This window comes from Cupriavidus sp. GW822-FHT03E04, assembly GCF_058801495.1.
Window position 1 is genome coordinate 33,057 of sequence record NZ_JBXANI010000039.1, and the last position, 26,795, is coordinate 59,851.

The 26,795-nt window shown below is 67.5% G+C and carries 23 protein-coding genes; 9 read left to right on the forward strand and 14 right to left on the reverse strand.

Translation table 11 applies throughout. The features are described 5' to 3' along the window. Window positions 1-3 precede the first annotated feature (3 nt). The 6 genes from AC1RQC_RS36665 to AC1RQC_RS36690 all read right to left on the reverse strand — a co-directional run bounded on the left by AC1RQC_RS36665 (window position 4) and on the right by AC1RQC_RS36690 (window position 5,840). Window positions 4-657 carry a PqiC family protein gene (locus AC1RQC_RS36665; protein WP_492375831.1) on the reverse strand — a complete coding sequence of 218 codons (654 nt, stop codon included), beginning with the start codon at window positions 655-657 and terminating at the stop codon, window positions 4-6. Beyond that, window positions 657-2,288, reverse strand: a complete 1,632-nt coding sequence (locus tag AC1RQC_RS36670; RefSeq protein WP_492828029.1) for a PqiB family protein — start codon at window positions 2,286-2,288, stop codon at window positions 657-659. The genes AC1RQC_RS36665 and AC1RQC_RS36670 overlap by 1 nt, the downstream gene beginning before the upstream one ends. Then, entirely contained in the window at window positions 2,281-3,015 is a 735-nt protein-coding gene (locus tag AC1RQC_RS36675) for a paraquat-inducible protein A (RefSeq protein WP_492375829.1), read from the reverse strand. The genes AC1RQC_RS36670 and AC1RQC_RS36675 overlap by 8 nt, the downstream gene beginning before the upstream one ends. After that, entirely contained in the window at window positions 3,012-3,677 is a 666-nt protein-coding gene (locus AC1RQC_RS36680) for a paraquat-inducible protein A (protein ID WP_492375828.1), read from the reverse strand. The genes AC1RQC_RS36675 and AC1RQC_RS36680 overlap by 4 nt, the downstream gene beginning before the upstream one ends. Next, window positions 3,674-4,798: an AI-2E family transporter gene (locus tag AC1RQC_RS36685; protein WP_492375827.1), complete on the reverse strand. Its 1,125-nt coding sequence runs from the start codon at window positions 4,796-4,798 to the stop codon at window positions 3,674-3,676. Before AC1RQC_RS36685 ends, AC1RQC_RS36680 begins: the two co-directional genes overlap by 4 nt. A gap of 124 nt (window positions 4,799-4,922) precedes the next feature. Beyond that, the gene (locus tag AC1RQC_RS36690) at window positions 4,923-5,840 is read right to left on the reverse strand and encodes a LysR substrate-binding domain-containing protein (protein ID WP_492375826.1); all 918 of its coding nucleotides are present in this window, start codon (window positions 5,838-5,840) and stop codon (window positions 4,923-4,925) included. A 169-nt stretch (window positions 5,841-6,009) separates the two neighbouring features. On the opposite strand from AC1RQC_RS36690, the gene AC1RQC_RS36695 reads away from it, so the two are divergent. The 6 genes from AC1RQC_RS36695 to AC1RQC_RS36720 all read left to right on the forward strand — a co-directional run bounded on the left by AC1RQC_RS36695 (window position 6,010) and on the right by AC1RQC_RS36720 (window position 12,867). Further along, window positions 6,010-6,483 carry a (2Fe-2S)-binding protein gene (locus AC1RQC_RS36695; protein WP_150988391.1) on the forward strand — a complete coding sequence of 158 codons (474 nt, stop codon included), beginning with the start codon at window positions 6,010-6,012 and terminating at the stop codon, window positions 6,481-6,483. Next, window positions 6,480-8,753, forward strand: a complete 2,274-nt coding sequence (locus AC1RQC_RS36700) for a xanthine dehydrogenase family protein molybdopterin-binding subunit (RefSeq protein ID WP_492886368.1) — start codon at window positions 6,480-6,482, stop codon at window positions 8,751-8,753. Before AC1RQC_RS36695 ends, AC1RQC_RS36700 begins: the two co-directional genes overlap by 4 nt. 60 nt (window positions 8,754-8,813) lie before the next feature. Further along, window positions 8,814-8,990, forward strand: coding sequence for a rubredoxin (locus AC1RQC_RS36705; RefSeq protein WP_043344276.1), 177 nt, complete (start codon window positions 8,814-8,816; stop codon window positions 8,988-8,990). Between the two features lie 3 nt (window positions 8,991-8,993). Next, entirely contained in the window at window positions 8,994-10,280 is a 1,287-nt protein-coding gene (locus AC1RQC_RS36710; RefSeq protein ID WP_492886370.1) for an NAD(P)/FAD-dependent oxidoreductase, read from the forward strand. 74 nt (window positions 10,281-10,354) lie between these two features. Next, the gene (locus AC1RQC_RS36715; protein ID WP_043344279.1) at window positions 10,355-11,371 is read left to right on the forward strand and encodes an aromatic ring-hydroxylating dioxygenase subunit alpha; all 1,017 of its coding nucleotides are present in this window, start codon (window positions 10,355-10,357) and stop codon (window positions 11,369-11,371) included. 128 nt (window positions 11,372-11,499) lie between these two features. Beyond that, window positions 11,500-12,867 (forward strand): nucleobase:cation symporter-2 family protein, encoded by a 1,368-nt coding sequence (locus AC1RQC_RS36720; protein WP_492886372.1) that lies wholly within the window; start codon window positions 11,500-11,502, stop codon window positions 12,865-12,867. Between the two features lie 12 nt (window positions 12,868-12,879). Here AC1RQC_RS36720 and AC1RQC_RS36725 read toward each other — a convergent pair whose 3' ends face one another. Further along, window positions 12,880-14,049, reverse strand: coding sequence for an HPP family protein (locus AC1RQC_RS36725; RefSeq protein ID WP_492886374.1), 1,170 nt, complete (start codon window positions 14,047-14,049; stop codon window positions 12,880-12,882). A gap of 202 nt (window positions 14,050-14,251) precedes the next feature. Here AC1RQC_RS36725 and AC1RQC_RS36730 point away from each other — a divergent pair, with 202 nt between their 5' ends. Next, the gene (locus tag AC1RQC_RS36730; protein WP_492886376.1) at window positions 14,252-15,991 is read left to right on the forward strand and encodes a chloride channel protein; all 1,740 of its coding nucleotides are present in this window, start codon (window positions 14,252-14,254) and stop codon (window positions 15,989-15,991) included. A 15-nt stretch (window positions 15,992-16,006) separates the two neighbouring features. Here the strand turns inward: AC1RQC_RS36730 and AC1RQC_RS36735 are convergent, their stop codons facing one another. Further along, window positions 16,007-16,429, reverse strand: coding sequence for an Lrp/AsnC family transcriptional regulator (locus tag AC1RQC_RS36735; RefSeq protein ID WP_492375819.1), 423 nt, complete (start codon window positions 16,427-16,429; stop codon window positions 16,007-16,009). A gap of 206 nt (window positions 16,430-16,635) precedes the next feature. Between AC1RQC_RS36735 and AC1RQC_RS36740 the strand changes: the two genes are divergently transcribed. Further along, window positions 16,636-17,535, forward strand: coding sequence for a dimethylarginine dimethylaminohydrolase family protein (locus AC1RQC_RS36740; RefSeq protein ID WP_492814669.1), 900 nt, complete (start codon window positions 16,636-16,638; stop codon window positions 17,533-17,535). Window positions 17,536-17,584: 49 nt separating this feature from the next. Further along, window positions 17,585-18,661 carry an ornithine cyclodeaminase gene (gene ocd, locus AC1RQC_RS36745; RefSeq protein WP_492814667.1) on the forward strand — a complete coding sequence of 359 codons (1,077 nt, stop codon included), beginning with the start codon at window positions 17,585-17,587 and terminating at the stop codon, window positions 18,659-18,661. 186 nt (window positions 18,662-18,847) lie between these two features. Here ocd and AC1RQC_RS36750 read toward each other — a convergent pair whose 3' ends face one another. From AC1RQC_RS36750 to AC1RQC_RS36775, 6 genes are all read right to left on the reverse strand, one after another. Continuing rightward, a complete protein-coding gene (locus AC1RQC_RS36750) occupies window positions 18,848-19,450 on the reverse strand; it encodes a helix-turn-helix domain-containing protein (RefSeq protein WP_006160260.1) in 603 nt (200 codons plus the stop codon). A 519-nt stretch (window positions 19,451-19,969) separates the two neighbouring features. Then, window positions 19,970-20,992: a glycosyltransferase family 2 protein gene (locus AC1RQC_RS36755; RefSeq protein ID WP_492814665.1), complete on the reverse strand. Its 1,023-nt coding sequence runs from the start codon at window positions 20,990-20,992 to the stop codon at window positions 19,970-19,972. Further along, a complete protein-coding gene (locus AC1RQC_RS36760; protein WP_492375815.1) occupies window positions 20,973-21,539 on the reverse strand; it encodes an LbetaH domain-containing protein in 567 nt (188 codons plus the stop codon). The genes AC1RQC_RS36755 and AC1RQC_RS36760 overlap by 20 nt, the downstream gene beginning before the upstream one ends. A gap of 398 nt (window positions 21,540-21,937) precedes the next feature. Further along, complete coding sequence (locus AC1RQC_RS36765) at window positions 21,938-23,299, reverse strand: sigma-54-dependent transcriptional regulator (RefSeq protein WP_253931852.1); 1,362 nt, start codon at window positions 23,297-23,299, stop codon at window positions 21,938-21,940. After that, the gene (locus AC1RQC_RS36770; protein WP_492376471.1) at window positions 23,289-25,205 is read right to left on the reverse strand and encodes a sensor histidine kinase; all 1,917 of its coding nucleotides are present in this window, start codon (window positions 25,203-25,205) and stop codon (window positions 23,289-23,291) included. Before AC1RQC_RS36770 ends, AC1RQC_RS36765 begins: the two co-directional genes overlap by 11 nt. 262 nt (window positions 25,206-25,467) lie before the next feature. Further along, window positions 25,468-26,778, reverse strand: a complete 1,311-nt coding sequence (locus AC1RQC_RS36775) for a dicarboxylate/amino acid:cation symporter (protein ID WP_492376470.1) — start codon at window positions 26,776-26,778, stop codon at window positions 25,468-25,470. Window positions 26,779-26,795: the final 17 nt, after the last annotated feature.

The following is a 26,795-nucleotide window of genomic DNA, read 5'->3' on the forward strand; positions in this document are numbered from 1 at the left end:
TCGCTATTTCGCCGTGCCTCTGCGCAGTGTTTCCACGCCCGCCGCGATATCGTCCGCGGTGCTTGCCACGATCTGGCGGTAAGCCGCCACCACGCCGTCCACCGCGCCCGGCGCGGCCAGTTCGGCCTGCGTGCGGCCGGCCTTGACCTTGCCGTCGGGCAGGCGGCGCACGGTCCAGTTGATGATGGCGCCAGCGCGCTGGCCCACGTCAGCATCCAGCCGCACCACTTCGGTGGTGATGCGGAACACGGGCTCCACTTCCGACAAGCCTTGCTGGTAGGTGTCGACCGCACCTAGCCTGGCCTGCAGTTGCTGCGACAGCGCGTCGCGCAGCTCGTCCGGCAGCGGCGCGGACCAGCGCGACAGGTCCAGCAGCTTGAGCTCGTTGCCATCCTTGCCGTCACGCACCACCAGCTGTGGCCGGTTGAGGCGTTCAGGCACGCGCACCGGCGCAACCTCGATCCACACCGGCTGCGCCTGCGGCGCCCGCGCTGGCGCGGCGGCCTGTCCTTCGGCGCCGGTAGCCGTAGCGGCAGCGGGTCCCTGGGCCAGCGTGTAGTAGCGCGGATCGGGCGAGGCGCAGCCCGCCAGCAGCGCGGCGCCGAGCGCGAGGGGCAGCAACAGGCGGTGGCGGGTCATCTCTATGCGGGTCATCATCATTTCTCCGGCTTGCCGCGCACCAGCGCTTCAGGGTGGCGTTCCAGGTATTCGGTCAGCGTGCGCAGCGACACCGCGGTGCGCGTGAGCTCCTGCATCATGCGGCGCGTGTCTTGCTGCAGCGGGGCATCCGAGGCGAGCGTGCCGTTGGCCGCGCTCAACGTCTTGCGCGCGTCCTGCAGCGCGGCCAGCACCTGGGGCGCAACGTCGCCGTTGAGCTGGGCGACCAGTTTGTCGGCGCTGGTCATCATGGTGTTGAGCGTGGCTATCGACGTGCGCAGGTCCTGGCCGATCTGCTCGAACGGCACCTTGTCGATCTTGTTGACGATATCGCCCAGCTTGGCCTGCAGCTCGTCGAACGCGCCCGGCGTGGTGGCCAGTTCAGGCATGGCGCCATCCAGGTTGACGTTGGCCGGTGGCGCCTTGGGGAAGAAATCCAGCGCGACATAGAGCTGGCCGGTCAGCAGGTTGCCGGTGCGCAACTGCGCGCGCATGCCGCGCTTGATCAGCGTCTGGACGATATTGCGGGCGCGGTTGACGTCCTCCACGTCACGCGCCCGGAAGCCCATGCGCGAGGGGTACAGTTCCACCACCACGGGCAGGCGGAACGCCTTCTTCTCGACCTGGTACTCGATGCCGATCGAGCGCACCTGACCCACGACCACGCCGCGGAAATCCACCGGCGCGCCGGGCGAGAGCCCGCGCACGGACTGGTCGAAGTTCAGCACGGCGAGAGAAGGCGCAATTTCTTCCGGCTCCTTCATCGCCTCGGTCTGGTCGCTGGCCAGCAGGAACTGGGTGTTCTCGTTAGCGGCATCCGTCGCCTTGGAGTCATCCGGGGCCTGGAAGGCCACGCCGCCGAGCAGCACCGTCACCAGCGATTGGGTGTTGAGCTTGAAGCCACCGGCATCGAGCTTGATGTCCACGCCGCTGGCGTGCCAGAAGCGCGAGTCGGCCGTGACCAGCTTGTCGTAGGGCTTGTTGATGAACACGCGCAGCGACAGGTCGCGCCCGTTGGGCTCCAGCTGGTAAGCCACTACCTGGCCGACCTGTACGCGGCGGTAGTAGACCGGCGAGCCGATGTCGAGCGAGCCGAGATCGGTGGCGCGCAGCAAGAACTGTTTGCCGGAGGCATCGGTGGTGACGGCGGGCGGCACTTCCAGCCCGGTGAAGTCGCGCACGCGCTCCTCCGACTTGCCGGCGTCAACGCCGATATAGGCGCCTGACAGCAAGGTGCTCAGCCCGGAGATGCCACTGGTGGCAAAGCGCGGGCGCACCACCCAGAAGCGTGTGTCCTTGGTGGAGAAGCTCGCCGCATCCTGGGTCAGGTCGATCTTGGCGATCACGTGCGAGTGGTCGCCGGCCAGCCGCACGGACTTGACCAGGCCGATGTCCACGTCCTTGTAGCGTACCGGCGTCTTGCCCGGGACCAGGCCCTCGGCGGTGCGGAACGTAACCGTGATCTCGGGGCCGCGCTCGGTGAGCGTGTGGATCAGCAGCGACAGGCCAACCACCGCCGCCACGATCGGGATCAGCCAGACCAGCGAGGGCAGCCAGCGCGCCCGGCGGCGGCGCTCCGGCGCCGGTGGCTGCGAGGAAGGAGAGGGAGGGGACTGGTCTAGGTCAGGCATCGTTTGTATCCATCGAATCCCACAGCAGGCGCGGGTCGAAACTGAGTGAAGCCAGCATGGTGAGCACCACCACGGAGCCGAACGCCATGGCGCCGGCGCCCGGGATGATGGTGGCCAGTGCCCCGGCCCGCACCAGCGAAGCCAGCAGCGCCACCACGAAAATATCCAGCATCGACCAGCGGCCGATGATTTCCACCAGCCCGTACAGCCTGGTCTGCTGGCGAATTCGCCAGCGCGAGCGGAAATGCACGGACAGCAGCAGCAGCGCGAGGATGATCATCTTCAGCAGGGGCACCACGATGCTGGCGATCAGCACCACGATGGCCAGCATGTTGGAGCCCGACAACCATAGGTAGACCACGCCGGAAAAGATGGTGTCGCGCTGCGTGCCCAGGATGGACTGCGTCACCATGACCGGCAGCAGGTTGGCGGGAATATAAAGGATGAGGGCGGACAGCAGGAACGCCCAGGTGCGCGCGAGGCTGTTCGGCTTGCGGTGATGCAGCGTGGCGCCGCAGCGCGGGCAGGGCTCGCCTTGCATCGCGAGCGGGCTGAGCGCGTCGCAGGCGTGGCAGGAGACCAGGCCCATCGACGTCGCGGTAGGCACCTGCGGCAGCGGCCTGGTTTCGTCGTCGTCGGTCAGCTCCGCCACCACATTGGCGGCCAGGCGGCGCGAGCGCGCCAGCGCGGCGGCGCCCACCGGGGCCTTGGGGGTTGGGGCGCTCATCGGGGCGGCTCCTCGTCCAGGTGCTGCCACAGATCGCGCGGATCGAACGACAGCATCGCGGCCAGCACGATCACCAGCGCGGCGAACGACCACAGCGCCACGCCCGGCAACACTTGCGCCATGGTCGAGAGCTTGACCAGTGTGACCAGCACGCCAATCATGAAGACTTCGATCATGCCCCACGGCCGGGTTTGCTGGATGCCGCGCACGATGCGCTCGAAGCCCGGCGGCATCCGGTGGCGCGCCATCGGCACCAGCAGGTAAAGCATCATCAGCATCTCGGACAAGGGAAACAGGATGGTGGTGGCGAACACCAGCACGGCCACCAGCGTCATGTTGTCCGCGTAGAGCGCCAGCACCGCGCCCCATAGCGTGGTTTCGGTGCGCACGCCCTTGAGATCCATCTCGACGATGGGATAGGCGTTGGACACCAGGAACAGGATCAGCGCGGCAATGACCAGCGGCAGCAGCCGTGCATAGGCCCGCGCGCTATCGCGGTAGAGCTGGCCGCCGCAGCGCAGGCACAGCGCGCGCTCGCCCGGCTCCAGCTCGGCGCGCTGGTAGACCGCATCGCAGTACTCGCAGGCCACCATCCGGGCCAGCTCGGCCTGGGTGGGCGGTGGTGCCAATGGCTGCGGTTCGGGACGGCTGGTTTCGCTCATGCCTTGCCGGAACCCGCCACGTCCTCGGCGGTGGTGATTGGCTTGCCTTGCGCCAGCGCGGGCGGCGGGTCAGCCAGGTGCTGCGAGCCGATGGTCCAGTCGCGCAGCAGCGCGTAGGCCACCGCCAGCAGCGTCGGGCCGATAAACACGCCGAGAAAGCCGAAGGCCAGCGCGCCGCCGAACACGCCCAGCATGACCCAGATCAGCGGCATGTCGGTGCCCTTGCTGATGAGGAGCGGCTTGATGACGTTGTCGGCCATGCTGACCACGCCCACGCCCCACACCACCATGAAGATGGCCCAGCCGAGCGAGCCGGTGTGGTAAAGCCAGAGCGCGGCGGGAATCCACACCAGCGGCGGGCCGACCGGGATCACGGACAGGAAGAAGGTGATGAAGCCGAGTATGGCGGCGCCGGGCACGCCGGCGATCCAGAAGCCGATGCCGGCCAGCAAGGCCTGCACGAAGGCGGTGCCCAGCACGCCGTAGACCACGCCCTTGACGGTGTTGCCGGCCAGCGCCAGCAGGTGGTCGGCGCGCTCGCCGGCAATGCGGCGCATGCCAGCGCGCAGCCACGCCACCGCGAACTCGCCGCCGGTATAGAAGAAGAACGCCAGCACGATCGACAGCGCCAGCTGGCCCAGCCCGGCGCCGATCGACAGCCCGGCGCCCAGTACCACATGGCCCACGGGCGCGATCAGCTTGCGCAGGTTGGCGACCATCTCCGAGTCGGCATGGATCACCTTGTCCCAGGAGCTTTGCAGGTAGTCGCCCACATAGGGCAGGCCGGTCAGCCACCCGGGTAGCGCGGGCGCGCCGTGATCGAAGAACTGGTCGACCAGGCCGGACAGCTCGTCGATGTGCGCGGAGATGCTGGCGCCAGCATAGACAAAGGGGCCGAGCACGATGACCGCGGCCAGCAGCACGCAGATCAGGGCCGCCAGGCTGCGCCGGTTGCCCATCCAGCGCGACAGCACCGTATAGGGGTACCACGAGCTGAAGGCGAGGATGGCGCCCCACAAGAGCGCGGTGGTAAAGGGCGCGAGCACCAGCAGCGAGCCGCCGATCAGCACGATCAGCGCAAAGATGGCGGCGAGTTTTTCAATCAGTTGGCCGGAATTCATCGGGTGCTTCTCCTGGACTGCCGGTGTGACGTGAACGGCGACAATATATAGGAAAACCCGTAGCCCGCCGGAGGCGGGCGGCATCGCGGGGGCTGCAATGTTGCATTGCGGGACGCCGGGCGCGCTATGTGCTGCGCAGGCCTTCCCCGAACGTCTCACGATGCCATACCTCGGTGACATCTTCCAGCAGCGTGAGAAAGCGGTCCAGCGCGGGCAGGCCGTGGTCGCGCCGCACGGTGGCATAAAGGTCGGCGGCCAGCCCCGGTTCGTCCAGCGTGAGGAAGGCGACGTCCTCCCGCGGCGCGCCCGACAGCGAGCGCGGCAGCGCGCTCACCCCCACGCCGGCGCCCACCAGGCTCAGCACCGTCTGCGGATCCACCGACTCGTGCAGCACGCGCGGGTGGAAGCCATTGCGCACGCAGGCGGCCAGCAAGCTGCGGATCACTGGGCTTTGGGTATTAAGCAGCACAAATGGTTCCGCCGCCAGCGCCTTCAGCCGGATCCGGCCGCTTGCCGCCAGTGGATGGCTTGCCGGCAACGCGGCCATCAGTGGCTGCGGATAGACGCGGATCGACCGCAGTTCCTCCCGCCCGGTAGCGCTGGAGGCAAAGCCCACGTCGATCTGGCCACGCACCAGCGCCTCGCCCTGCTGGTCGGGGAGCATCTCGTGCAGGGTCCACTCCACCGCCGGGTTGCGCTCCTGGAACAGCCGCATGGTGCGGGGCAGGGGGCCGTACATCACGGAATTGATGATGCCGATGCGCAGGTAGCCCTCCAGCCCGTCGGCCACGCGCAGCACCATTTTCCGGGTCGAGTCCAGGTCGGCCACGATGTCGCGCGCCCGCGTCAGCAGCGCCTCGCCCGCCCGGGTCAGGCGCGCGCCCAGGCGGCCGCGCTCGAACAGGATGACCCCAAGAGACGCCTCCAGCGACTTGATCTGCTGGCTCAGCGGCGGCTGGGAAATATGCAGGCGCTCGGCGGCACGGCTGAAGTTGCCCTCCTCGGCGACGGCGATGAAATAGCGGAGTTGGCGGATATCCATATGAATATCGTATGGAAAAGATTCTCAAATCATATTTCACATATGGATTTGGCGCAGCTAGTCTTTGCTTCAACACGGCCCGCCAGCCCCCAAAGACAGCAATCAGCAGCGCCAAGCAGTGATATGCAGCGCCAAGCAGTGACAAACGGCGGAGCAAGGAGAAAGAACCATGACCCCCATCAAAGTCAACGGCGCCCTGCGCGCCGTGCAAGCTCCCGGCGACACCCCCTTGCTGTGGGTGCTGCGCGACGAGCTCGATCTCACCGGTACCAAGTACGGCTGCGGCATGGGCCTGTGCGGCGCCTGCACGGTGCATGTGGATGGCGCCCCGGTGCGCGCCTGCCAGACGCCGGTCTCCACCGTGGCCGGCAAGCGGGTCACCACCATCGAGGGTTTGGGCCAGCCCGATGCGCTGCACGCGGTGCAGAAAGCCTGGCAAGCCGAAGACGTGCCGCAATGCGGCTACTGCCAGTCCGGCCAGCTGATGTCGGCCGCCGCGCTGCTGGCCAGCAAGCGCAACCCCACCGACAGCGATATCGACGCCGCCATGGCCGGCAACATCTGCCGCTGCGGTACCTACGACCGCATCCGCCGCGCGATCCATCGCGCCGCCGCCGAACTGCGTGGAGGCAAGCCAGCATGAAGCGCGAGCTCAACCTGATCGATGCCACCCCGGCCAACGGCGGGCGCCGCCGCTTCCTGCAAGCCGGCGCGGCGCTCGCCGGCGGTCTGCTGCTGGAGATCGGCAGCGGCGGCCAGCTCATCCGCAACGCGGCCGCCGCGCCCATCACCGACAGCGCGGCCGGCAACTTCGCCCCCAATGCCTGGGTGCGCGTCACCCCTGACAACCGCGTGCTGCTGGTGGTGCACAAGTACGACAGCGGCACCGGCGTGAAGAATGCGCTGGGCCTGATGCTGGCCGAGGAGCTGGATGCCGACTGGGCCACCGTGCAGGTGATCCAGCCCGACGATCCGCTCGCCAAGGCCTACCTGCATCCGCTGTGGGGCATGCACGCGACCGGCGGCAGCACCAGCGTGCCGCTGGAGTGGAACACGCTGCGCCGCGCGGGCGCCACCGCGCGCGCCATGCTGGTAGCGCAGGCGGCGCGGCGTTGGGCGGTGGAGCCGGCGGCCTGCAAGACGGCCGCAGGCGCTGTGATCCACGTGGCCAGCGGACAGCGCCTCACCTACGGCGAGCTGGCCGAAGGCGCGGCAGGCCTGCCGGTGCCGGCCGAGGTCACGCTCAAGCGGCCAGACGAGTTCGTGCTGATCGGCAAGGAGCGCAGCAGCTACCGCGTGGCCGACAAGCTCACCGGCCGCGCGTGCTACGCCATCGACGTCAAGCTGCCGGACATGCTGACCGCCATCGTGGTGCACGCGCCGGTGGTCAACGCGCGGGTGGTGTCGTTCAACGCCGCCGAGGTCAAGGCGTTGCCCGGCGTGCGCGATGTGTTCGCCACCGAGATCCCGGAAACGATCGCGCATTTCCGCCCCGACGCGCCGGCCGCGCGCCCCATCAACGGCGCCAGCCAGCCCGGCGTGGCCATCGTGGCCGATCATTTCTGGGCCGCGCAGCGCGCGCGCCAGGCGCTCAAGGTGGCGTGGGGTGAAAGCGCAATGAAGGACTTCAGCGCCGAGGCCGCCATCCGCGCCATGGCCGCGCGCGTGGACGAGCCTGGCAAGAAGTCCAAGGTCAAGGGCGATGCCGATGCCGCCTTCCAGGGCGCCGCCAAGGTGGTGGAAGCGGTCTACACCATGCCCTACAAGGCGCATGCGCAGATGGAGCCGCTCAGCATCGTGGCGTGGGTGCGGCCGGACGCGGTGGAGTACTGGGGCGGCGTGCAGGTGCCCTCGCGCTGCGCGCAGGCGGCCGAGACCATTGCCGGCATCTCGCGCGACAAAGTGAAGATCCATCTGACCGAAGCCGGCGGCAGCTTCGGCGCCCGCGAAGGGCTGCACATCATCCTGGAAGCGACCTATATCGCCAAGCGCATGGGCCGCGCCGTCAAGCTGCTCTACAGCCGCGAAGACGACATGCACGCGTTCTATTACCAGAGCGCCAGCGTGCACAAGGCGCGCGCCGCGCTGGACGCGGCCGGCAATGTGCAGGCCTTCAGCCTGCGCGCCGTGGTGCCGTCGATCAAGGAGCCCGACGATCCCGGCTTCCTGGCCAAGGTGCCGGTCGACCCGAGCTGCACCGAGGGCATGCGCGACGATTTCTACTACCAGGTGCCCGCGCTCGACCTCGCCTGGGTGCGCCACGAGCCGGGCTTCCCGGTGTGGTGGTGGCGCGCGGTGAGCTACGTGCCGAATATCTTCGCCATCGAAAGCCTGATCGACGAAGCCGCGCATGCCAGCACGCAGGACCCGGTGGCGTTGCGCAGGAAGCTGCTGCAAGGCAAGCCCGAGCATGTGGCGGTGCTCGACCGCGCCGCCGCGCTGGCGGGCTGGAAAGCCGGCGCGAAGCCGGGCAAGGGCGGCATTGGCCGTGGCCTGGGCGTGGCCACCTACGAAGGCTACAAGAGCTATATCGCCATCGTGGCCGATGTCAGCGTCAGGAACGGCGCCATCACCGTGCACAAGATCACCTGCGTGGTGGACTGCGGGCTTGCCGTCGATCCCAGCTCGGTGCGCCAGCAACTGGCTGGCGGCATCTACTGGGGCGTGTCCACCGCGTTGATGAACGCGGTGCATATCGAGAACGGCGGGGTGAAGCAAAGCAACTTCCACGACTACCCGGTGGTGCGCATGAGCGACGCCCCGGCGCTGGAGATCGTGGTGATGCCGCCCTCCGGCAGGCAGCCCGGCGGCGTTGGCGAGCTGTCCAACCCGCCGGTGGTGCCGGCGATCGGCAACGCCATCTTTGCGGCCACCGGCAAGCGCTTGCGCGCCACGCCATTTGCGCTGGCGTAGGCCAGCCGTCCGACCGGCACGCAAGCACGGAACAACCCGAACCCGACGAAAGGACTCGCAATGACGACAGCGACGAAATGGAAATGCATGGTATGCGGCTTTGAATACGACGAAGCGCTCGGCATGCCCGAACACGGTTTTCCCGCCGGCACGCGCTGGGAGGATATCCCCGACGAATGGCTTTGCCCGGACTGCGGCGTGAGCAAGGCCGAGTTCGAGATGGAAGTGGTGGCCTGAGCCATGACGAACGACGCGAACGACGCCATCATCGCGAAATCGCAGCAAGCGCTGCCGCTGGTCATCCTCGGTACCGGCCTGGCCGGCTACACGCTGGCGCGCGAGTTCCGCAAGCTCGACAGCGCGACGCCGCTGGTCATCGTCACGCGCGATGGCGGCGAGTCGTACTCCAAGCCGATGCTGTCCAATGCGCTGGCCGGCAACAAGGCACCCGTCGCACTGGCCATCGCCAGCGCGCAGCAGATGGCTGCGCAGCTCAACGCGCGCGTGATGACGCATGCCGATGCATCGGACATCGATACCGCCACCGGCACCGTGCTGGTCGACGGGCAACCGCTGCGCTACGGGCAACTGGTGCTGGCGCTCGGCGCGCACGCGCGTGCGCCAGGCTTGCAAGGCGATGGTGCCGATGCCGTGCAGACCGTCAACGATCTTGCCGACTACACGCGCTTTCACGCCTCGCTGCAAGGCAAGAGGCGCGTGGCCATCCTCGGCGCCGGCCTGATCGGCTGCGAGTTCGCCAATGACCTGCACGCGGGTGGCTTCGACGTCGAGCTGGTTGATCCCGCCGCATGGCCGCTCGGCCGGCTGCTGCCGGGCGAGGCGGGCGCTCTGATGGCCGGCGCGCTGCGCGGCCTCGGCGTGCGGCTGCACCTTGGCGAGATGCCGGTCGCGGTGCATCGCCGTGATGGCGGGCTCGCGGTGCAACTGGCCAGCGGCGCGCAGATCGCCGCCGACGTGGTGCTGTCCGCCACCGGGCTGTTGCCGCGCGTGGCGCTGGCGCAGGACGGCGGCATTGCCACCGCGCGCGGCATCGTGGTGGACCGCCTGCTGCGCACCAGCGCACCGGCGGTCTACGCGCTGGGCGACTGCGCCGAGGTCGACGGCCTGGTGCTGCCTTACGTGATGCCGCTGATGCAGGCTGCGCGCGCACTGGCCCGCACGTTGGCCGGCACGCCTACGCCGCTGAGCTACTCCGCCATGCCGGTGGTGGTGAAAACGCCCGTGCTGCCGACCGTGGTGTCGCCCGCGTTGGCCGGCGCGGGCAACTGGGAGATCGAGTCCCAGGCGGTGGCCGCGGAAGCCGGCGCGGGCCTGCGCGCGTTGTTCCGCGATACGCAAGGCGCCCTGACCGGATTCGCGCTGCTGGGCAAGGCCGTGGCCGAGAAGGGCGTGCTTGCCAAACAGATCAGCGACTGGCTGCCGGTGCAAGCCGCACCAGCCGCACCAGCCGCACCACCCGCACCACCCGCACCACCCGCACCAGCCGCACCAGCCGCACCGGCCTGAAACAGGAACACAACGAACGGCACTCCCGCACGCCTGCACAACCCACACTCGACAATACGAGAGGAGACTTCCCAATGCTTGTCACTCAACAACCGGTCCTGCGGCGCTTCTGGTACGCGGTCATTCCCGAGTCCAGGCTCGACCTTGGCCCGCAGCCGTTCACGCTGCTGGGCGAGGACATCGTGATCTGGCGCGGCGCCGATGGCACGCCCGCAGCCGTGCGCGACCGCTGCTGCCACCGCACCGCCAAGCTCTCCAAGGGCTATGTGGATTCGGACGGCCTGCTGTGCTGCGGCTATCACGGCTGGTCCTACGACTGCAGCGGCAAGTGCGTGCGCATTCCGCAGATGCCGCAGAACATGATCCCCGCCAACGCACGCGTGGCGAACTACCACTGCAAGCTGCGCTACGGCTACGTGTGGGTGGCGCTGGAAGACCCGCTGACCGACATCCCGGATATCCCCGAAGGCAACGATCCTTCGCTGCGCCGCATCCCGCAGTTCTACGAGCGCTGGGCATGCAGCGGCCTGCGCTTCATGGAGAACTCGTTCGACAACGCGCATTTCAGCTTCGTGCACAAGAACACCTTCGGCAAGTTCGCCAGCCCGAAGCCAGCAGACATCGAGATCATCGAGAACGCGTGGGGGTTCGAATCGCGCCGCTCGGTGCCGATCATGAACCCGCCCGATAGCTGGCTGCTCACCGGCAGCAAGGAGCCGGAGACCATCCGCCACCTGCACGACAACTGGTACATGCCGTTCTCGCGCCGCTTCGGCTGCACCTATCCGAATGGCCTGGTGCACACCATCGTCAACTGCGCCACGCCCATCGACGACAAGAGCACGATGATGGTCCAGTGGCTATACCGCAACGACACGGAGCAGCAGGCCCCCGCCGAGGAACTGGTCAAGTTCGACCATGCGGTCACGCGCGAGGACAAGGAGATCCTGGAGGCCACGGATTACGACGCGCCCATCGATACCACGCGGCGCATGGAGTTCCACATGCCGTCCGACAAGCCCGGGCTGGTGATGCGCAAGAAGCTGATGGCGCTGCTGCAGGCGCATGGCGAGAAGGAGGTGCACCTGTAATGCTTGCTTGATCTTGCCCCGGCGCCTGCTGGGCGCTAGCCAGGTTCCGGGGCTCTCTTTTTTTTGCGCGCCCGTATTCCCAGAGATGTCGCGTCATCGCACGTAACGGCACAAGAGGAGACAACCCCATGAACACGCAAGATCTGGCCGGCGACAGGCCGGCCGCAGTTGACCAGGTGCCCGCTCCCGGGCCGCTGGTGATGCTGGGCTTCCAGCACGTGCTGGTGATGTATGTCGGTGCCATTGCGGTGCCGATGATCATCGCCAGCGCGCTCAAGCTGCCGAAGGAGGCGGTGGCGGTCCTGATCAATGCCGACCTCTTCACCTGTGGCATCGCCACCATCCTGCAGGCCGCGGGCTTCTGGCGCTTCGGCGTACGCATGCCGGTGATGCAGGGCGTGGCCTTCAGCGCCATCCCGCCGATCCTCGTCATCGCCACCAATCCTGCGCTTGGCTTGCCGGCTGTCATCGGTGCGGTGATGGCGGGCGGCGTCATCACCATGCTGCTGGCGCCGGTGTTCGGCAAGCTGCTGCGCTTTTTTCCGCCCATCGTTGGCGGGTCCATCGTGATGGTGGTGGGGCTGTCGCTGTTTCCGGTCGGCGTGAACTGGGTGGGCGGTGGGCGCGGCGCGCCGGATTTCGGCGCGCCGCACAACCTGGCGCTGGCGGGCTTTGTGTTCGCGCTGATCCTGGTCATCAACAAGTGGCTCAAGGGCTTCTGGTCCAACGTCTCCGTGCTGCTGGCGCTGGCGGCCGGCATGCTGGTGGCGATCCCCTTTGGCATGGTGGACTTCCATGGCGTGGCCGAGGCGCCGATGGTCGACGTGATCCATCCCTTCTATTTCGGCTGGCCGGTGTTCGACGTGGTGGCCACGCTGACGATCGTGGTGGTGATGATCATCATCATGATCGAGTCGATGGGCTTGTTCCTGGCGATCGGCGATGTCGTGAACAAGCCGCTGAGCGCGGGCGAGATGACGGATGGCTTGCGGGCCAACGGGCTGGCCAGCCTGATCGGCGGGGCGCTCAATGGCTTTCCCTACACCATCTACAGCCAGAACATCGGCCTGCTGGTGGTGACGGGCGTCAAGAGCCGCTGGGTCGTGGTGGCGGCGGGCGTGATCCTGTGCGCGCTGGGCTTGTTCCCCAAGCTGGCCACGGTCGTCGCCTCCATCCCTCTGCCGGCGCTGGGCGGGGCAGGGCTGTTCATGTTCGGGGTGGTGACCTCGGCGGGCGTGCGCACGCTGGCGCGGGTGGATTTCGAGGGCACGCGGCACAACGTGTATATCGTTGCCGCCACCCTGGCCATCTCCCTGCTGCCCACGTTCTCGGGCACGCTGTTCAATCAATTGCCGGGCTGGCTGCAGCCCATCATGCACAGCAGCATCCTGCTGGCTTGCGTGATGTCGGTGGCATTGAACCTGTTGTTCAATGGCATGGCGCGTGCCGATGCACACGCCATGCCGGCGGCGGGCGGGTTGCAGGCGAGCCGCTAGCGCCCGCGCGGGTCAGCTTGCCGGCTGCGCATCCGGTTCCACTTTTGCCGGTGGGCCTTGTTCGAGCAGCGCGGCGATCAGGTCCGATTGCGTGACGATGCCCAGCAGCCGCCGCTGGGCATCCACCACCGGCACCTGATGCAGGCCGCCATTGGAAAACGCCCACGCCAGCTCCACCATGGGTTGCTCTGCCCGTGCCGTAGCCGTGCCGGTGTGCATCAGGTCCTTGGCAGTTCCCGCACGGACCTGCCCCTCGGCGCCACTGCGCGCCGCAAGAAGATCCGCCAACCCAAGCATGCCAAGCAGCCGCCGCTGCGCATCCACCACCGGCAGCGCCTGGATCCCATGCTTGAACAACAGGGCGCGCGCCTCCAGGCCACTCTGCCCGGGCTGCAACGTCACCACGTCCCGCGACATGATGTCCACGCATCGCACATCGCCAAAGTGCCGGCGATACGCCCGTAACTGCGCGGCCACCAGGATGTCTTCCAGGTCGTCTTCCTCGATGTCCAGGAACTCGCCGCGCGCCTTGAGCACTTCGTCCAGATCGCTGCGGTTGAACCCCACCCGCTCGCTCGGCAACGGATCGGCGGTGCGGTGCGGGTTGGCGTGTTCGACGGGGCGGTGCGGATAGCGCCGGCGCATCAGGTTGTTGAACAGCAGCGCCACCAGCAGCAGCAACATCGAGTTGACCGCGACCGGCATCACCACGAAGCCAAAGCCAAGCTGGGTCACGGCGTGGCCGCCGAACACCGCGGTGATCGCCACCGCGCCGCTGGGCGGGTGCACGCAGCGCAACTGGAACATGGCGACAATGGCCAGCGCCACGGCCACCGAGGCGGCCAGCCCGGGCTCGGGGATCCAGCGTGCGCAGGCCACGCCGATCAGCGCCGCCACCAGGTTGCCGCCAATGATGGACCAGGGCTGCGCCAGCGGGCTCGCCGGCACGGCGAACAGCAGCACCGCGGAGGCGCCCATCGGGGCGATGAACCAGGGGTTGAAGCCGCCCAGCAGGTGACGGCTGATCCATTCGGTGAGCAGCAGGCCGACCAGCGCGCCCAAGCAGCTCTTGACGCGCTCGCGGCGGCCGGCCGCGATGGGGGTGGGGGCAAACGCGCGCAGCCACGCACGTGCCCGGCCTGGCGGGAAATCGGCTAAGGAGGGGGCCTGGGATGGCGGCATGGGTCTTTTTTCTTTGGGTTGTGCGGGCGAATGCGCGTGAATGCGCGTGAATGCGCGTAATAGCGCACCTGGATCGCCTTGGCATCGTGCTCCGGAAATCCAGCGTGCAAATATATCATGACGTGATACATTTCGTTTTTCGCGCAGCGGGATCGGCCCGCGATCCGCGTCCCGTCCTCCGCCTACTTTCCCGATCCTGGCCATGCACTTCGAAAAACGCGACTACGCCGTCGACCGCCGGCTGCTCCTGCTGGCAGCGCTGGCGCCCCTTATCGGGGCCATCAGCACGGCGGCTGCCGTGCTGTTGCTGAACCTGATCCGGTTCTTCACCAATCTCTTCTTTTATCAGACCCTGTCGCTGGCGGATCGCTCGCCGGCGCAGCATCCGCTGGGGGCATGGGTCATCGTGGTGCCGGCGGTCGGCGGCCTGCTGGTGGGCCTGATGGCGCGTTACGGCAGCGACAAGATCCGTGGCCACGGCATCCCGGAAGCCATCGAGGCCGTGCTGTTCGGCAAGAGCAAGATGTCGCCCCGGGTGGCCGTGCTCAAGCCGCTGTCCTCTGGCATCGTGATTGGCAGCGGTGGGCCGTTTGGCGCGGAGGGGCCGATCATCATGACCGGCGGCTCGATCGCCTCGCTGCTCGCGCAGTACCTGCATCTCACCGCGGCCGAGCGCAAGACGCTGCTGGTGGCGGGTGCCTGCGCCGGCATGACTGCGATCTTCGGCACGCCGGTGGCGGCGGTGCTGCTGGCCGTGGAGCTGTTGCTGTTCGAGCTGCGCCCGCGCAGCCTGCTGCCGGTGGCGCTGGCTTGCGCCGTTGCCGGCTTCCTGCGCACGATGGTGTTCGAGCCTGGCCCCTTGTTTGCGCTGCACACCGCGCCGCCCAGCACCATGGCGCTGGGCTCGTGCGTGGTTGCCGGGCTGCTTTGCGGCGTGCTGGGCGCCGCGCTGACGCTGGCGCTCTATCGCACCGAGGACCAGTTCTCCAAGCTCAAGCTGCACTGGATGTGGTGGCCGGCAATCGGCGGGCTGGTGGTCGGCATTGGCGGGTACTTCGAGCCGCGCGCGCTGGGCGTGGGCTATGACGTGATCGCGGACCTGTTGCACAACCGCATGGCGATCGGCGTGGTGCTGGCCCTGCTGACGGTCAAGGCCATCATCTGGGTGGCAGCGCTGGGGTCCGGCACGTCGGGTGGCGTGCTGGCCCCGCTGCTGATGCTTGGCGCGGGCCTTGGCGTGGCGCTGGCGCCGTGGCTGCCCGGCGCCTCGCCGCAGTTGTGGGCGCTCGTGTGCATGGCGGGTGTGCTGGGCAGCGTGCTTGGCGCGCCGCTGACCGCCATCGTCTTCGCGTTTGGCCTGACGCATGACAGCAATGCTCTGCTGCCGCTGCTGCTGACCGTGGCGATGGCGCATGGCTTCACGGTGCTGACCATGAAGCGCTCGATCATGACCGAGAAGATCGCACGCCGGGGCCTGCATATCTATCGCGAGTATGGCGTGGATCCGCTCGAGCGCCAGCACGTGGCGGATTTGATGACGACGGCTGTGGTGAGCGTGGATGGCGAGCAGCCGGTCCACGTCTTGTGGGCCAGCCACTTTGGCGAGCACGCACCGCATCGCGGCTATCCGGTCGTGTGCGCAGCGCGCGTGGTCGGCATGCTGGAGCGCAACGCGCTGCGCGGGCGGGAAGCTTCGATGGAGGCCGGCCGCGCGCTGATGGCGCCACTGCAGCCGCACCAGGTGCTGCTGCCGGCGCAGACCGCGCGCCTCGCTGCGGGCCGCATGGCGCAGCTCGGTGTCAGCCGGCTGCCGGTGGTGGCCGACCTGGATTCCATGCGGCTGGTGGGCGTGGTCTCGCTGCGCGACCTGCTGCGCCCCAGCGGCCAGGTGCTGCACGAGGAAACCCGGCGGGAACGGCTGCGCGGCACTGCCGCAGCGTAAGCGCGCTCGCGTCGCCTAAAGCTTGTAGCTGGACAGCAGGATGCTGGTTTCCGTGGCGGCAATGCCGTCGATCAGCCGGATGCGGTCCAGCGTGCGGTCGAAGGCTTCCAGCGAATCCGCGCGCAGCTCGGCGATGATGTCCCAGCGCCCGTTGGTGGTGTGCATGGCCTGCACATTGGGCTCGCCGCGCAGTGCCTGCAGCACCGTGCGCGCCTTGTTGCCTTCCACCGCGATGGTCATCCAGGCACGGATGCGGTGCGCCTCGGCTTCGGGCTTCAGCCGCACCGTGTAGCCCACGATCAGGCCTTCCTTTTCCAGCTTGTCGATGCGGTTCTGCACGGTGGCGCGCGAGACGCGCAGCGCCTTGGCCAGGGCGGTGGCGGGCGTACGCGCGTTGTCGCGCAAGAGGGCGAGCAGTTGGCGGTCGGTGTCGTCCATGGTGGGTTCTGGAAGGGGGGCTGGGGAGGGCCTTTACCTGCATTTTCGTTGCGGCTGGCGATTCGCTAATTTTAGCTGGCGTTTTGCAGTATGGCACAGGCAAATTGCGCAACTTGCTGGCTTTTAGTTAGCGGGGCAGTGCACCAGAATGCAGGCATTCCAAGGCATTGACTGACCCCCGTCACCCATCACCCAAAGGAGCCAGCGTGATCCACCAGCCCACCATCTTGCTTGTCGAGCCCACCCATTACGATGTGTCGTACAGCATCAACCCGTGGATGGACCCCGGCCTCTGGGCTAGCAACCCGCGCGGCATGCATCGCAATGCGGTGGCATCCTTCGAATCCCTGCATGCGGCCCTGCAGGCGGCCGGCTTCACGGTGGAAACCGCGCCCGGCGCGCCCGGCCTGCCCGACATGGTGTTCCCCGCCAATGCCGCCGTGGTGCTGGACGGCCACGCCGTGCTGGCGCGCTTTCGCTATCCCCAACGGGCCGGCGAGGAAGCGCCCTTTGCGCGGATCTTCGAGGGCCTGCGCGAACGCGGCCTGATCGACTCTGTCAGCCTGCTGCCCGAAGGCTGCTACCAGGAAGGCGCTGGCGACTGCATCTGGGATGCCGTGCGCGGCCACTTCTGGGCCGGCTTTGGCCCGCGCTCCTCGCGTGCCGCGGCCGATGCCATGGCGAGCCATTTCGGCCGCGAGGTTGTCGCGCTGGAGCTTGCCACGGCGCAGAGCTATCACCTCGACGTGTGCTTCTGCCCGCTGTCCGGCGGCGAGATTCTCTACTACCCGCCCGCCTTTACGCAGGACGCCCTGCGCATCTTGCGCGAGCGCGTGCCGGCCAGCCTGCGCATCGAAGCGAGCGAGGACGACCTGCGCCACTTCAGCGTCAATGCGGTCAACCTGCATGACCAGGTGGTGATGACGCGCACCACGCCGCACCTGCGCGCCGAACTGGGCCAGCGCGGCTACCATCTGCGCGAGGTGGACCTGTCGCCGTACATGCTGTCCGGCGGCGGCGCCTACTGCATGACGCTGCGCCTGGACCGCACCAGCGGGCCGGCCCGGGCGAGCGCCGCGGCCGACGGCGCCGCGGTGGCGGCATGAGCGCGAAGGACGAGCACAAACCAATACCGAGCCAGCAAGGGAGAACACCATGAAGGAGATCGCCATGACCCGCTTTCTGGACGCCGCCGATGTGGCGGCGCTGGTGCGCGCCACGGGCGTCGCCAACGCCATCGCGCAGATGGCGCATCACATTCGCCAGGATTTTGTGCGCTGGGACGCATTCGATAAATCCGCGCGGTTGGCGACGCACTCCGTCGACGGGGTGATCGAGCTGATGCCGGTGAGCGACGCCGTGCAGTATGCGTTCAAGTACGTCAACGGCCATCCGCGCAATGCGCAGAACGCCATGCCGACGGTGATGGCTTTTGGCGTGCTGGCGGAAGTGGCGAGCGGCTTTCCGCTGCTGCTGTGCGACCTCACGTTGGCCACCGCATTGCGCACCGCCGCCACGTCGGCACTCGCCGCGCAGGTGATGGCGCGGCCCGGCGCCGCCACGCTGGCGCTGATCGGCAACGGCGCGCAGGCGGAGTTCCAGGCACTGGCCTTCCATGCCATGGTGGGCATCCGGGAGATCCGTGCCTACGACATCGATCCCGCCGCGACGGCGCGGCTCGCGCGCAACCTGCAAGGCGTGCAGGGGCTGAAGGTGGTGGCGGTGGACTCCGTGCGCGCAGCCGTGCAGGGTGCCGACATCATCAGCACCGTCACCGCCGACAAGACGCGGGCCACCATCCTCACGCCTGACCTGGTTGCGCCCGGTGTGCATATCAATGCGGTAGGCGGCGATTGCCCGGGCAAGACCGAACTGCACCCGCAGATCCTGCGCCAGGCGCGCATTGTGGTCGAGTACGCGCCGCAGACCCGCATCGAAGGCGAGATCCAGCAATTGCCACCGGATACGCCGGTGACGGAGTTGTGGGAGGTTTTATCCGGCCGGGTGGCCGGGCGCACCGAAACGGGGCAGGTGACGGTGTTCGACTCAGTGGGGTTTGCGCTGGAGGATTACTCCGCGCTGCGCTGGCTTCATGCCGCGGCCCACGCGCAGCATCGCGGCAGCCACGTGGAGCTGGTGGCGACGCCGCCGGATCCCCGCAATCTATATGGATGGATGATGGACGCCGGAGTGCCGCAGCCCGTGCGCGAGCCGCTGGCGGCGCTGGCCTGAAGCGGCGGCCCATGCCACAACGCCGCAGTCGTGCGGGTCACGAGACTGCGGCGTTGTGGTGTGCGGTTTATAGCGAGTGCCACGCCCACGGGTAACGGGCAAGGCAAGCCGGGCGGCCGGGTGACGGCCGGGCAGATAGCTGCCGGTGAAACGTCCTGGACAGGGTCTTGGCGATGTGCCGGCCGATCAGCCGGCTGCGCCCCGGGTCATCATCAGCTGCGCGCGCAGGAAGCCTTTGACTTCTTCCAGCGAGGGCGTCTTCAGGAACACCATGATGCCCCATTGCTGCAGCGCATCGGCCACGCCGTCATAGGCCTGGCGGTTGGTGATCACGGCGAAGATGACGTTCTGGCGCGCAAAGAAGTTCTGCAGCTTCTCGATGGTGGCCGACTCGGCGTCAGTGAGTTCTTCCACGTAGTACAACACCACTCGCGGATGCGAGCTGACCGAAGTAATGATGGTATCCACCACGTCCTCCACCACCACGCTTTTCAGGGGCAAGCCCCATTTGCCCAGTTGCGCGTGGATACGTTGGGCTTCCTGGTGGTTTGGGTGAAACACCACCAGGTCGAGTTCATGCACAGACGGAAGTTCCTGCCCCACGCGCGTGGCCAGCAGGCGATGCACGGTTTCCTTATGTATGCGTCGGTGGCCACCGTTGGTTTTCCAGGCCCCGAGTTCGCCGCGTTCCACCATTTTCTGCACCGTGCCCAATGACACATTGAGCAGCTTCGCGGCGGTACGCGTACTGTAGTAAGGCTTTTCAGCCAGTTCTGAATCCAGTTTCATCCGTTCACCCGTTAACTAAATACACCGCACTGCGAGAGAAACAGCAGTGACAGCGCGAGCTTTTCGCGCTGGTTTGGGGCTTGGCAATGCAAGGCAACGCGAGCCATGAAGACGGTTGCATGCTGGCACCATAAGGCCTCTTGCGTAACCTGCCCTCGCATCCGGGGCGGCGGGAGCGACGGTGCTCCCACGGTTGTGCAACGGCATGATCTATGTCACCGGTGCCTGATTCTCCCAACGGAAGAATGCCAGCCTCGAATCATATGCGGTATCGAACATAAGCAACCAGACGGCGCACCAAATATTTCGAAATCGCATTGAACGCTCCCACTTCTGGGCTTAAACGCATATTGCCGCGTTTTGGCAGACACGGGCGAGCGGGAATTTATCGCAAACATTGCATACATCTGAAGTGCTTCCACCGGTCGCTCCGAGCGTCGAAACGTATAGCGCACATGGCCGTGCGGCCGCTTGCCGCAGGAATGACAAATATGGCGTGTGCGGCAATCTCGCTTGCCGTCAGGGATTTCGCCCGCGAGCCACTGCCACCGTTTGCCGGGTCGATGTGACTGGCAGGTTGCTGAACTCACCTTCCGCATCAGCTGCCATACCCGATATCGGGAGGGACTGGCGCACGGGTGCCGGCGCGCCTTCCGGGCATACGGACTCGGGATCTGGCGCGGGCAGCGCCATGGACCTTTCCAGTTCGTGCGTCTTGAGCACGATGAAGTATTCGTAGATCGACTGCAGCATGGCGTAGGTGAGCCCGGCCCGTCCATCGAGAAAGCCGCGCTTGCCCAGGTACAGGATCGCGAACTTGACGAGGGGGCGCATCGGCAAGCGGAAGAACAGTTCCTTCTGGTGCGCGCGGCGCCGGTGGAAATCCGTCGCGAACAGGGCTTCGGCCAGGCTGAACGCTGCCGCGCCGCGCCGGTTCTCGATGATCTGCATCGCTTCCAGCCCGCTGTAATTGTTGTGGCGGGTGATCCAGTGGGTCACGCCTTTGCTGAACGGGTAGTGATCGAGGTAGCCCGTCAGCTCGCCGGCCGGGCCGTCAGGAATCGATACCGGGTTTACCAGACGCTCGTAGCGCATCCGCTCCGGCCGGAACAAACGCAGGTAGAAGGGAGATGTCTGTACATGGCGCAGCCAGGTGCCTAGGAAAAAGTCGCGCCGTTGCACCCGGAACGCGACCTCGTCGCGCGCCGCGCGCACCGCGGCCCGGGCATGCGCCACAAGCTCGGGCGTCATGCGCTCGTCGGCGTCGATGTAGAACACCCAGGGATGGCGAAAGCCGATGTGCTGCAGGCCCCAGTTCTGGTGGCTGGCCCAGTTGTCGAAGACGCGCTGCGTGACATGCGCGCCGAAGCGCTGCGCGATCGCCACCGTGGCGTCGGTGCTCATCGAGTCGTACACGTGGATGTCGTCCGACCAGGCCACGCTTTGCAGGCAGCCCGGCAGGTCCTGCTCCTCGTTGCGGGTCAGGATCAGCACGGAAATGCCCGGCGCTTGCATGGGCTGGCTAGGCTGGGGGCTTGGCATGTCTGACTCTCGTGCTGATGGCGCGGGCCGGGATGCCCCCGTAGACGGTCCATGGCGTGCGCAGGCTTTTGCTCACCACCGCGCGCGGCGCGATCACCGCGCCCTCGGCCAACGTCACGCCGGGCGAGACAAAGGCCTCGGCGCAGATCCACACGTGCGCCGCGAGCACGATGGGATGGGCTACCAGCTGGAAGTTGGCGCTGTTGTAGTCGTGCGTGCCGGTGCACAAGTGCGCGCCCTGCGAGACCACGCAGAAATCGCCGATGACGATCGGCGCCATGTTGTACAGCGTGACGCCATCGGCCACGCCGACATGGCTGCCCACGCGCAGGTTCCACGGCGCCCAGATCTTCACGCCCGGATAGATATGCACATGCGGGCCCAGTTGCGCCCCGAACAACCTCAACAGCGCCGAGCGCCATGCATGCAGCGGGCGCGGGCTTGGCCGGAACAGGCACAACCAGGCCCAGTGCCAGAGCTGGCGCTGAATCCGGTTGCCGAGCGAAAACGAAGCGCCGGTAGTCGGGTCGTTTCCTTGAAGGATCATCGTCGGTCCGCTCCTGCTTGTTAGCGGCATTCTCAATGCGCGGCAAGGCCCGGCAGCCATGGGAGGCGACCACGGTGCGGGCCAGCACCGCGGTCGCCGAACCCGGCCGAAGCCAGGCTTTGTCCCGCACCGGCCGCGCCAGGCACGGCAAGGTGCAAAGCGCGCGGGAAGGGGTGAAACCATAGTGGCGCGGCGTGCGCGCCGCTTCGGTGCGGCACCTCACACAAGGAAAAACGAAGCGGGAAGGAAGCGGGGCGGGGGGAAGCGGGAGGGAAGGGAGAAGGGCGGGGAGGTGGAGCGAAAGGGCTGAGAGGGCGCAGGGGGCGGGGGGGCGCGGCGACCGAAGCCGCAAGGAAAGCCTCAACGCAAGCTGTGCGCAAACCGCAACGCCTGGAATCTCAAAGTCGGTATTTCCTGACCTTATCGAACAAGGTCGTCTTGGCAATGCCCAGCGCCTCGCTCGCGCGGCTGAGGTTCCCCTCATGCCTGCGCATGGCGTCGGCAATCATGGCCCGCTCGAACTGCTCCACGGCCTGCGCCAGCGGCAGCGCTGCCGGCTCGGCGGTGCCTTGCCCGGGATTGCACCCCAGTCCCAGCACATGGCGCTCGGCCAGGTTGCGCAGCTCGCGCACATTGCCCGGCCACGGATAGGCCATCAGCGCAGCGAGCTCCGCCGGCGTGGCAGGCTGCGCCTCGCGCTCGAAGCGCAGCGCCGCCTGCGCGACAAAATGCTCGAACAGCGGCGGCACGTCTTCGCGCCGCTCGCGCAGCGGCGGCAGCTCCAGCGTCACCACGTTGAGCCGGTAATACAGGTCGGCGCGGAACTGGCCGGCCGCCGAGAGCGCCTTCAGGTCTGCCTTGGTGGCCGCGACCACGCGGGTGTTGACCGGCACCGGCGTATTGGAGCCAAGCCGCTCCACCACGCGCTCCTGCAGCACCCGCAGCAGCTTGATCTGCATCTGCATCGGCATGCTCTCGATCTCGTCGAGGAATAGCGTGCCGCCCTCGGCGTGCTCGATCTTGCCGATGCGCCGCCGCGCCGCGCCGGTAAACGAGCCAGCCTCATGGCCGAAGATCTCGCTTTCGAACAGCTGCTCGGGCAGGCCGCCGCAATTGATCGGCACGAAGTGCCGCGCGCGGCGCGAGCTTGCTTCGTGCAGGCAGCGGGCGACCAGTTCCTTGCCGGTGCCGGTCTCGCCGTGGATGAGCACGTTGGCGGCGGTGTCGGCCAGGTCGGCGATCAGCTTGCGCAGCCGTTCGATGGATGGCGAATGGCCGATCAGGCGCGCCTGCAAGGTGTCGCGCCCGGCCAGCTTCCTGCGCAGCTCGGCCACTTCCAGCACCAGCCGGCGCTTTTCCAGCGCGCGCTGCGTGACCTCGACCAGGCGCTCGGGCGAGAACGGTTTTTCCAGGAAGTGGTAGGCGCCGGCCTTCATGGCCTGCACGGCCAGGCTGACGTCGCCGTGGCCCGTGACCATCACCACCGGCAGCGCATCGTCGCGCGAGCGCAGCTCATGCAGCAGCGCCATGCCGTCGATGCCGGGCAGGCGGATGTCGCTCACCACCACGCCGGGGAAATGGCTGCCGACCTCGCGCAGGGCGGCTTCGGCGCTCGCCACGGCACGCGTGGCAATGCCTTCGAGCCGCAGTGCTTGCTCGCAACCCAGGCGCACGTCGGGGTCGTCTTCGACGATCAGCACGGTCAGCGGCGCGGGGTCGATCGCGTCGGGGGAATCGGCGTGGTTCGGGTCAATTGCCATGGCGGCTCTCCGGGTCAAGCCTGGCCAGCGGCAGCACCAGCGTGAAGCACGCGCCGCCGTCGGGGTGATTGCTGGCCTCCAGGCTGCCGCCGACCTCGTCCAGGATGCCGGCCGACAGCGTCAGGCCCAGGCCCAGTCCCTGTCCTGCCGGCTTGGTGGTGAAGAACGGCTCGAACAGCCGCGCGAAGGCTTCCTCGGACAGCCCGGGGCCGTTGTCGCGGATGGTCAGGCGCAGCTTGCTGCCCGCCAGGTGGCTGCGCAGCTCCAGCCGGGGCTCAGGGTTGCCGGCCAGCGCGTCGAGCGCGTTGCCGATCAGGTTGACCAGCACCTGTTCCAGCCGGTTGGGATCGCACGTCACCATCAGGTCCGGCTCGATCTCCCGGACCAGCGCCGGGCGTACCGCCTGCAGGCGTGTATCGAGCAGGAACAGGGCGTTGTCCACCGCATCGTCCAGCGGTGCCAGGCGAGCGGCGGTGCCGCCATTGCCAGGCTTGCGCGCGAATGACTTGAGCGCGCCGGTGATGCGCCCCATGCGCTCCACCAAGCCGATGATGGTGCCGAGGTTGGCCTGTGCGGTGGCGTTGTCGCCGCGCTCGAGGAATTTCTGGGTATTGCCCGAGAGCGTGCGCAGGGCGGCAAGGGGCTGGTTGAGCTCGTGGGCGATGCCGGTGGACATCTGGCCTACCGCGGCCAGCTTGCCGGCCTGCAGCAGGCCATCCTGGGCCTGGCGCAAGGTTGCCTCGGCGCGGATGCGTTCGGCGACTTCCGCCTGCAGATGCTGGTTGGCGGCGGACAGGTCCGCGGTGCGCTCCGCCACCTTGCGCTCCAGTTCGCCGTTGGCGGCCTCCAGCGCGGCGCGCGCGGCCATGCGCTCGCTGGCGATGCGCCGGCGCACGTTCCAGGCCGCCGCCAGCAGCAACAGGAAGGCGGTGAGCACGCCGGCCAGCGCGGCGGTGCTGAGCGCGGCCACGCGGGCCTGCGAGGTATTGGTGAGCAGCGTCAGGTGCCAGTCGGTGCCAACCAGTTCGGCGTTCTGCGCCAGCATGGGCGGGCCGCTGCGCAGGCGGACCAGGGCGTCGCTGTCGGACAGCTTGCGTACCGGCGTGAGCTCCAGCTGCGGGAGCGCGGCGCGGTTGTATTGCAGGTTGCGTTGCAGCCGCTCGCGCAGCTCGGGGGCCAGCGGCTTGAGCGCGCCCAGTTTCAGGGACGGGTCGGAGGCCAGGATCACCACGCCGTTCTCGTCCGTCAGCAGCATCTGGGTATCGGCGCCCTGCCAGCGGTTCTCCAGGGGTTCCAGCCCCACCTTGACGACCGCTACGCCGCTTGGCTTGTGGCGATCGCCCAGCGGCGCCGAGAGGTAGTAGCCGGGCTCGCTGCGGGTGGTGCCCACGCCATAGAAGCGGCCCAGCTGACCGTCCGCGGCGTCGCTGAAGTAGGGGCGAAAGCTCAGGTCTTCGCCCAGGTAGCTGTCGGGGCGCTGCCAATTGCTGGTGGCGAGCACGTGGCCGCGGGCATCGAGTACGAACACCACGCGGGTGCCGGCGCGGGCATTGACCGCGGCCAGGTACTGGTTGGCGGCCTCGACGCGTGCCGGGTCGTTCGGGTGAGCCAGCAGGGTAGCGATCTTGTCGTCCAGTGAGAGCAGGCTGGGCACGTAGTCATAGCGCGCCAGCTCGCTCGACAGGGCCTGCCCGTACAGGCGCAGCTGCACCTGGCCGCGCTCGCCCTGGCGCGCCAGCGCGTTGTCGTAGCTGTACCGGTAGCCCATGGCGCCAGCCAGCCCGATCAGCGTCGCCAGCGCCAGCATGGCCATGAGGGGCACCCATGGGCGCAGGCGTGCGGCACGAGCGGAGGTGTCGTGCGGGGCGCTTTGCGGGGTAGCGTGTGAAGGGAGCGGGCCGGTCATGGGAGCGGGCGGAATGCGCAGGAAGCGAAGGCGAAGGAACTCGGTCGCGGGCAGCGAGCCCGACTGGTTAAGACTGCAGGCGCCAGCAAAAGTGCATCGTGCAAAGGGGTAAGAGTAGGGGGTGGGAGCGCCAATGTGCACATTGTGCGATGGCGCCACCCGCGGCGACCCCGTCTTTTACCACATCGCGGTTTTCCGGCCCCCGGAAACAAAAAAGGCCCGGCCACCTGATCGGTGGCCGGGCCTTGGCGCGCTGGCAGTGTTACTTGCCGGCCAGGACCTGAACGGGTGTCAGGCCGCGGTTGCCGTCGGCAGCGGGGTCATCCGCTTCTTCGGGCACCGGCGCGCCGATGGCGCCTTCGCTTTTGGCGACGACGGTTGTGGCAATGGCGTTGCCAAGCACATTGGTCACGGTACGGCCCATGTCGAGCACGTGGTCGATGCCCAGCACCAGCAGGATGCCCGCCTCGGGCAGGCCAAACATCGGCAGCACCGCGGCCACCACCACCAGCGAGGCACGCGGTACGCCGGCGATGCCCTTGCTGGTGACCAGCAGCACCAGCAGCATGGTGACCTGCTGCGAGAGCGACAGGTGGATGCCGTACACCTGTGCCACGAACAGCGCGGCGAAGGACGTGTACATGATCGAGCCGTCCAGGTTGAACGAGTAGCCCAGCGGCAGCACGAAGCCGGTGATGCGCTCCTTGACGCCAAAGCGGCCGAGCTGCTCGATCACCTTGGGGTAAGCCGATTCGCTGCTGGCGGTGGCGAAACCGATCATCAGCGGTGCGCGCACCATCTTGAGCAGGCGGAACACGTCGCGGCCGAGGAAGAAGTAGCCACCGCCGATCAGCGCCACCCACAGTAGCGCCAGCGACAGGTAGACAGCGCCCAGCAGCTTGGCGTACACGACCAGCACGCCCAGGCCCTCGGCGGTGATCACCGCTGCGACCGCACCGAACACGCCGACCGGCGCGAAGGCCATCACATAGTTGGTGATCTTCAGCATCACGTGCGACAGGCCTTCGATGCCGGCCAGCACGGGTTTGCCGATGCCGTCCTTGAGCGTGCCCAGCGCAAAGCCGAAGAACAGCGAGAACACCACGATCTGCAGGATCTCATTGGTGGCCATGGCTTCGACGAAGCTCTTGGGGAACATGTGCGCGATGAAATCGCGCAGGTTCAGCGCCCCGGTCTTCAGGTTGGAGGCCGCGTCCGCCGCCGGCAGCGCCAGGTTCATGCCTTCGCCCGGGCGCAGCAGGTTGGCCATCAGCAGGCCCAGCAGCAGCGAGGTGATGGACGCGGCGATGAACCATGCCATCGCCTTCATGCCGATGCGGCCAACGGCCTTGCCGTCGCCCATGCTGGCGATGCCGCTGACCAGGGTGGCGAACACCAGCGGCCCGATGATCATCTTGATCATGCGCAGGAACACGTCGGTCAGGATGGACAGGTGGTCGGCGATGGACTTGGCGGCGGCGGGGTCCGGCGCATAGTGGTGCGCGGCCGTGCCGGCCAGCACGCCAAGCAGCATCGCAATGAAAATCAGGGTGGGCAGTCGGTTCAGTTTCATCAGAAGTCGGGCCGATG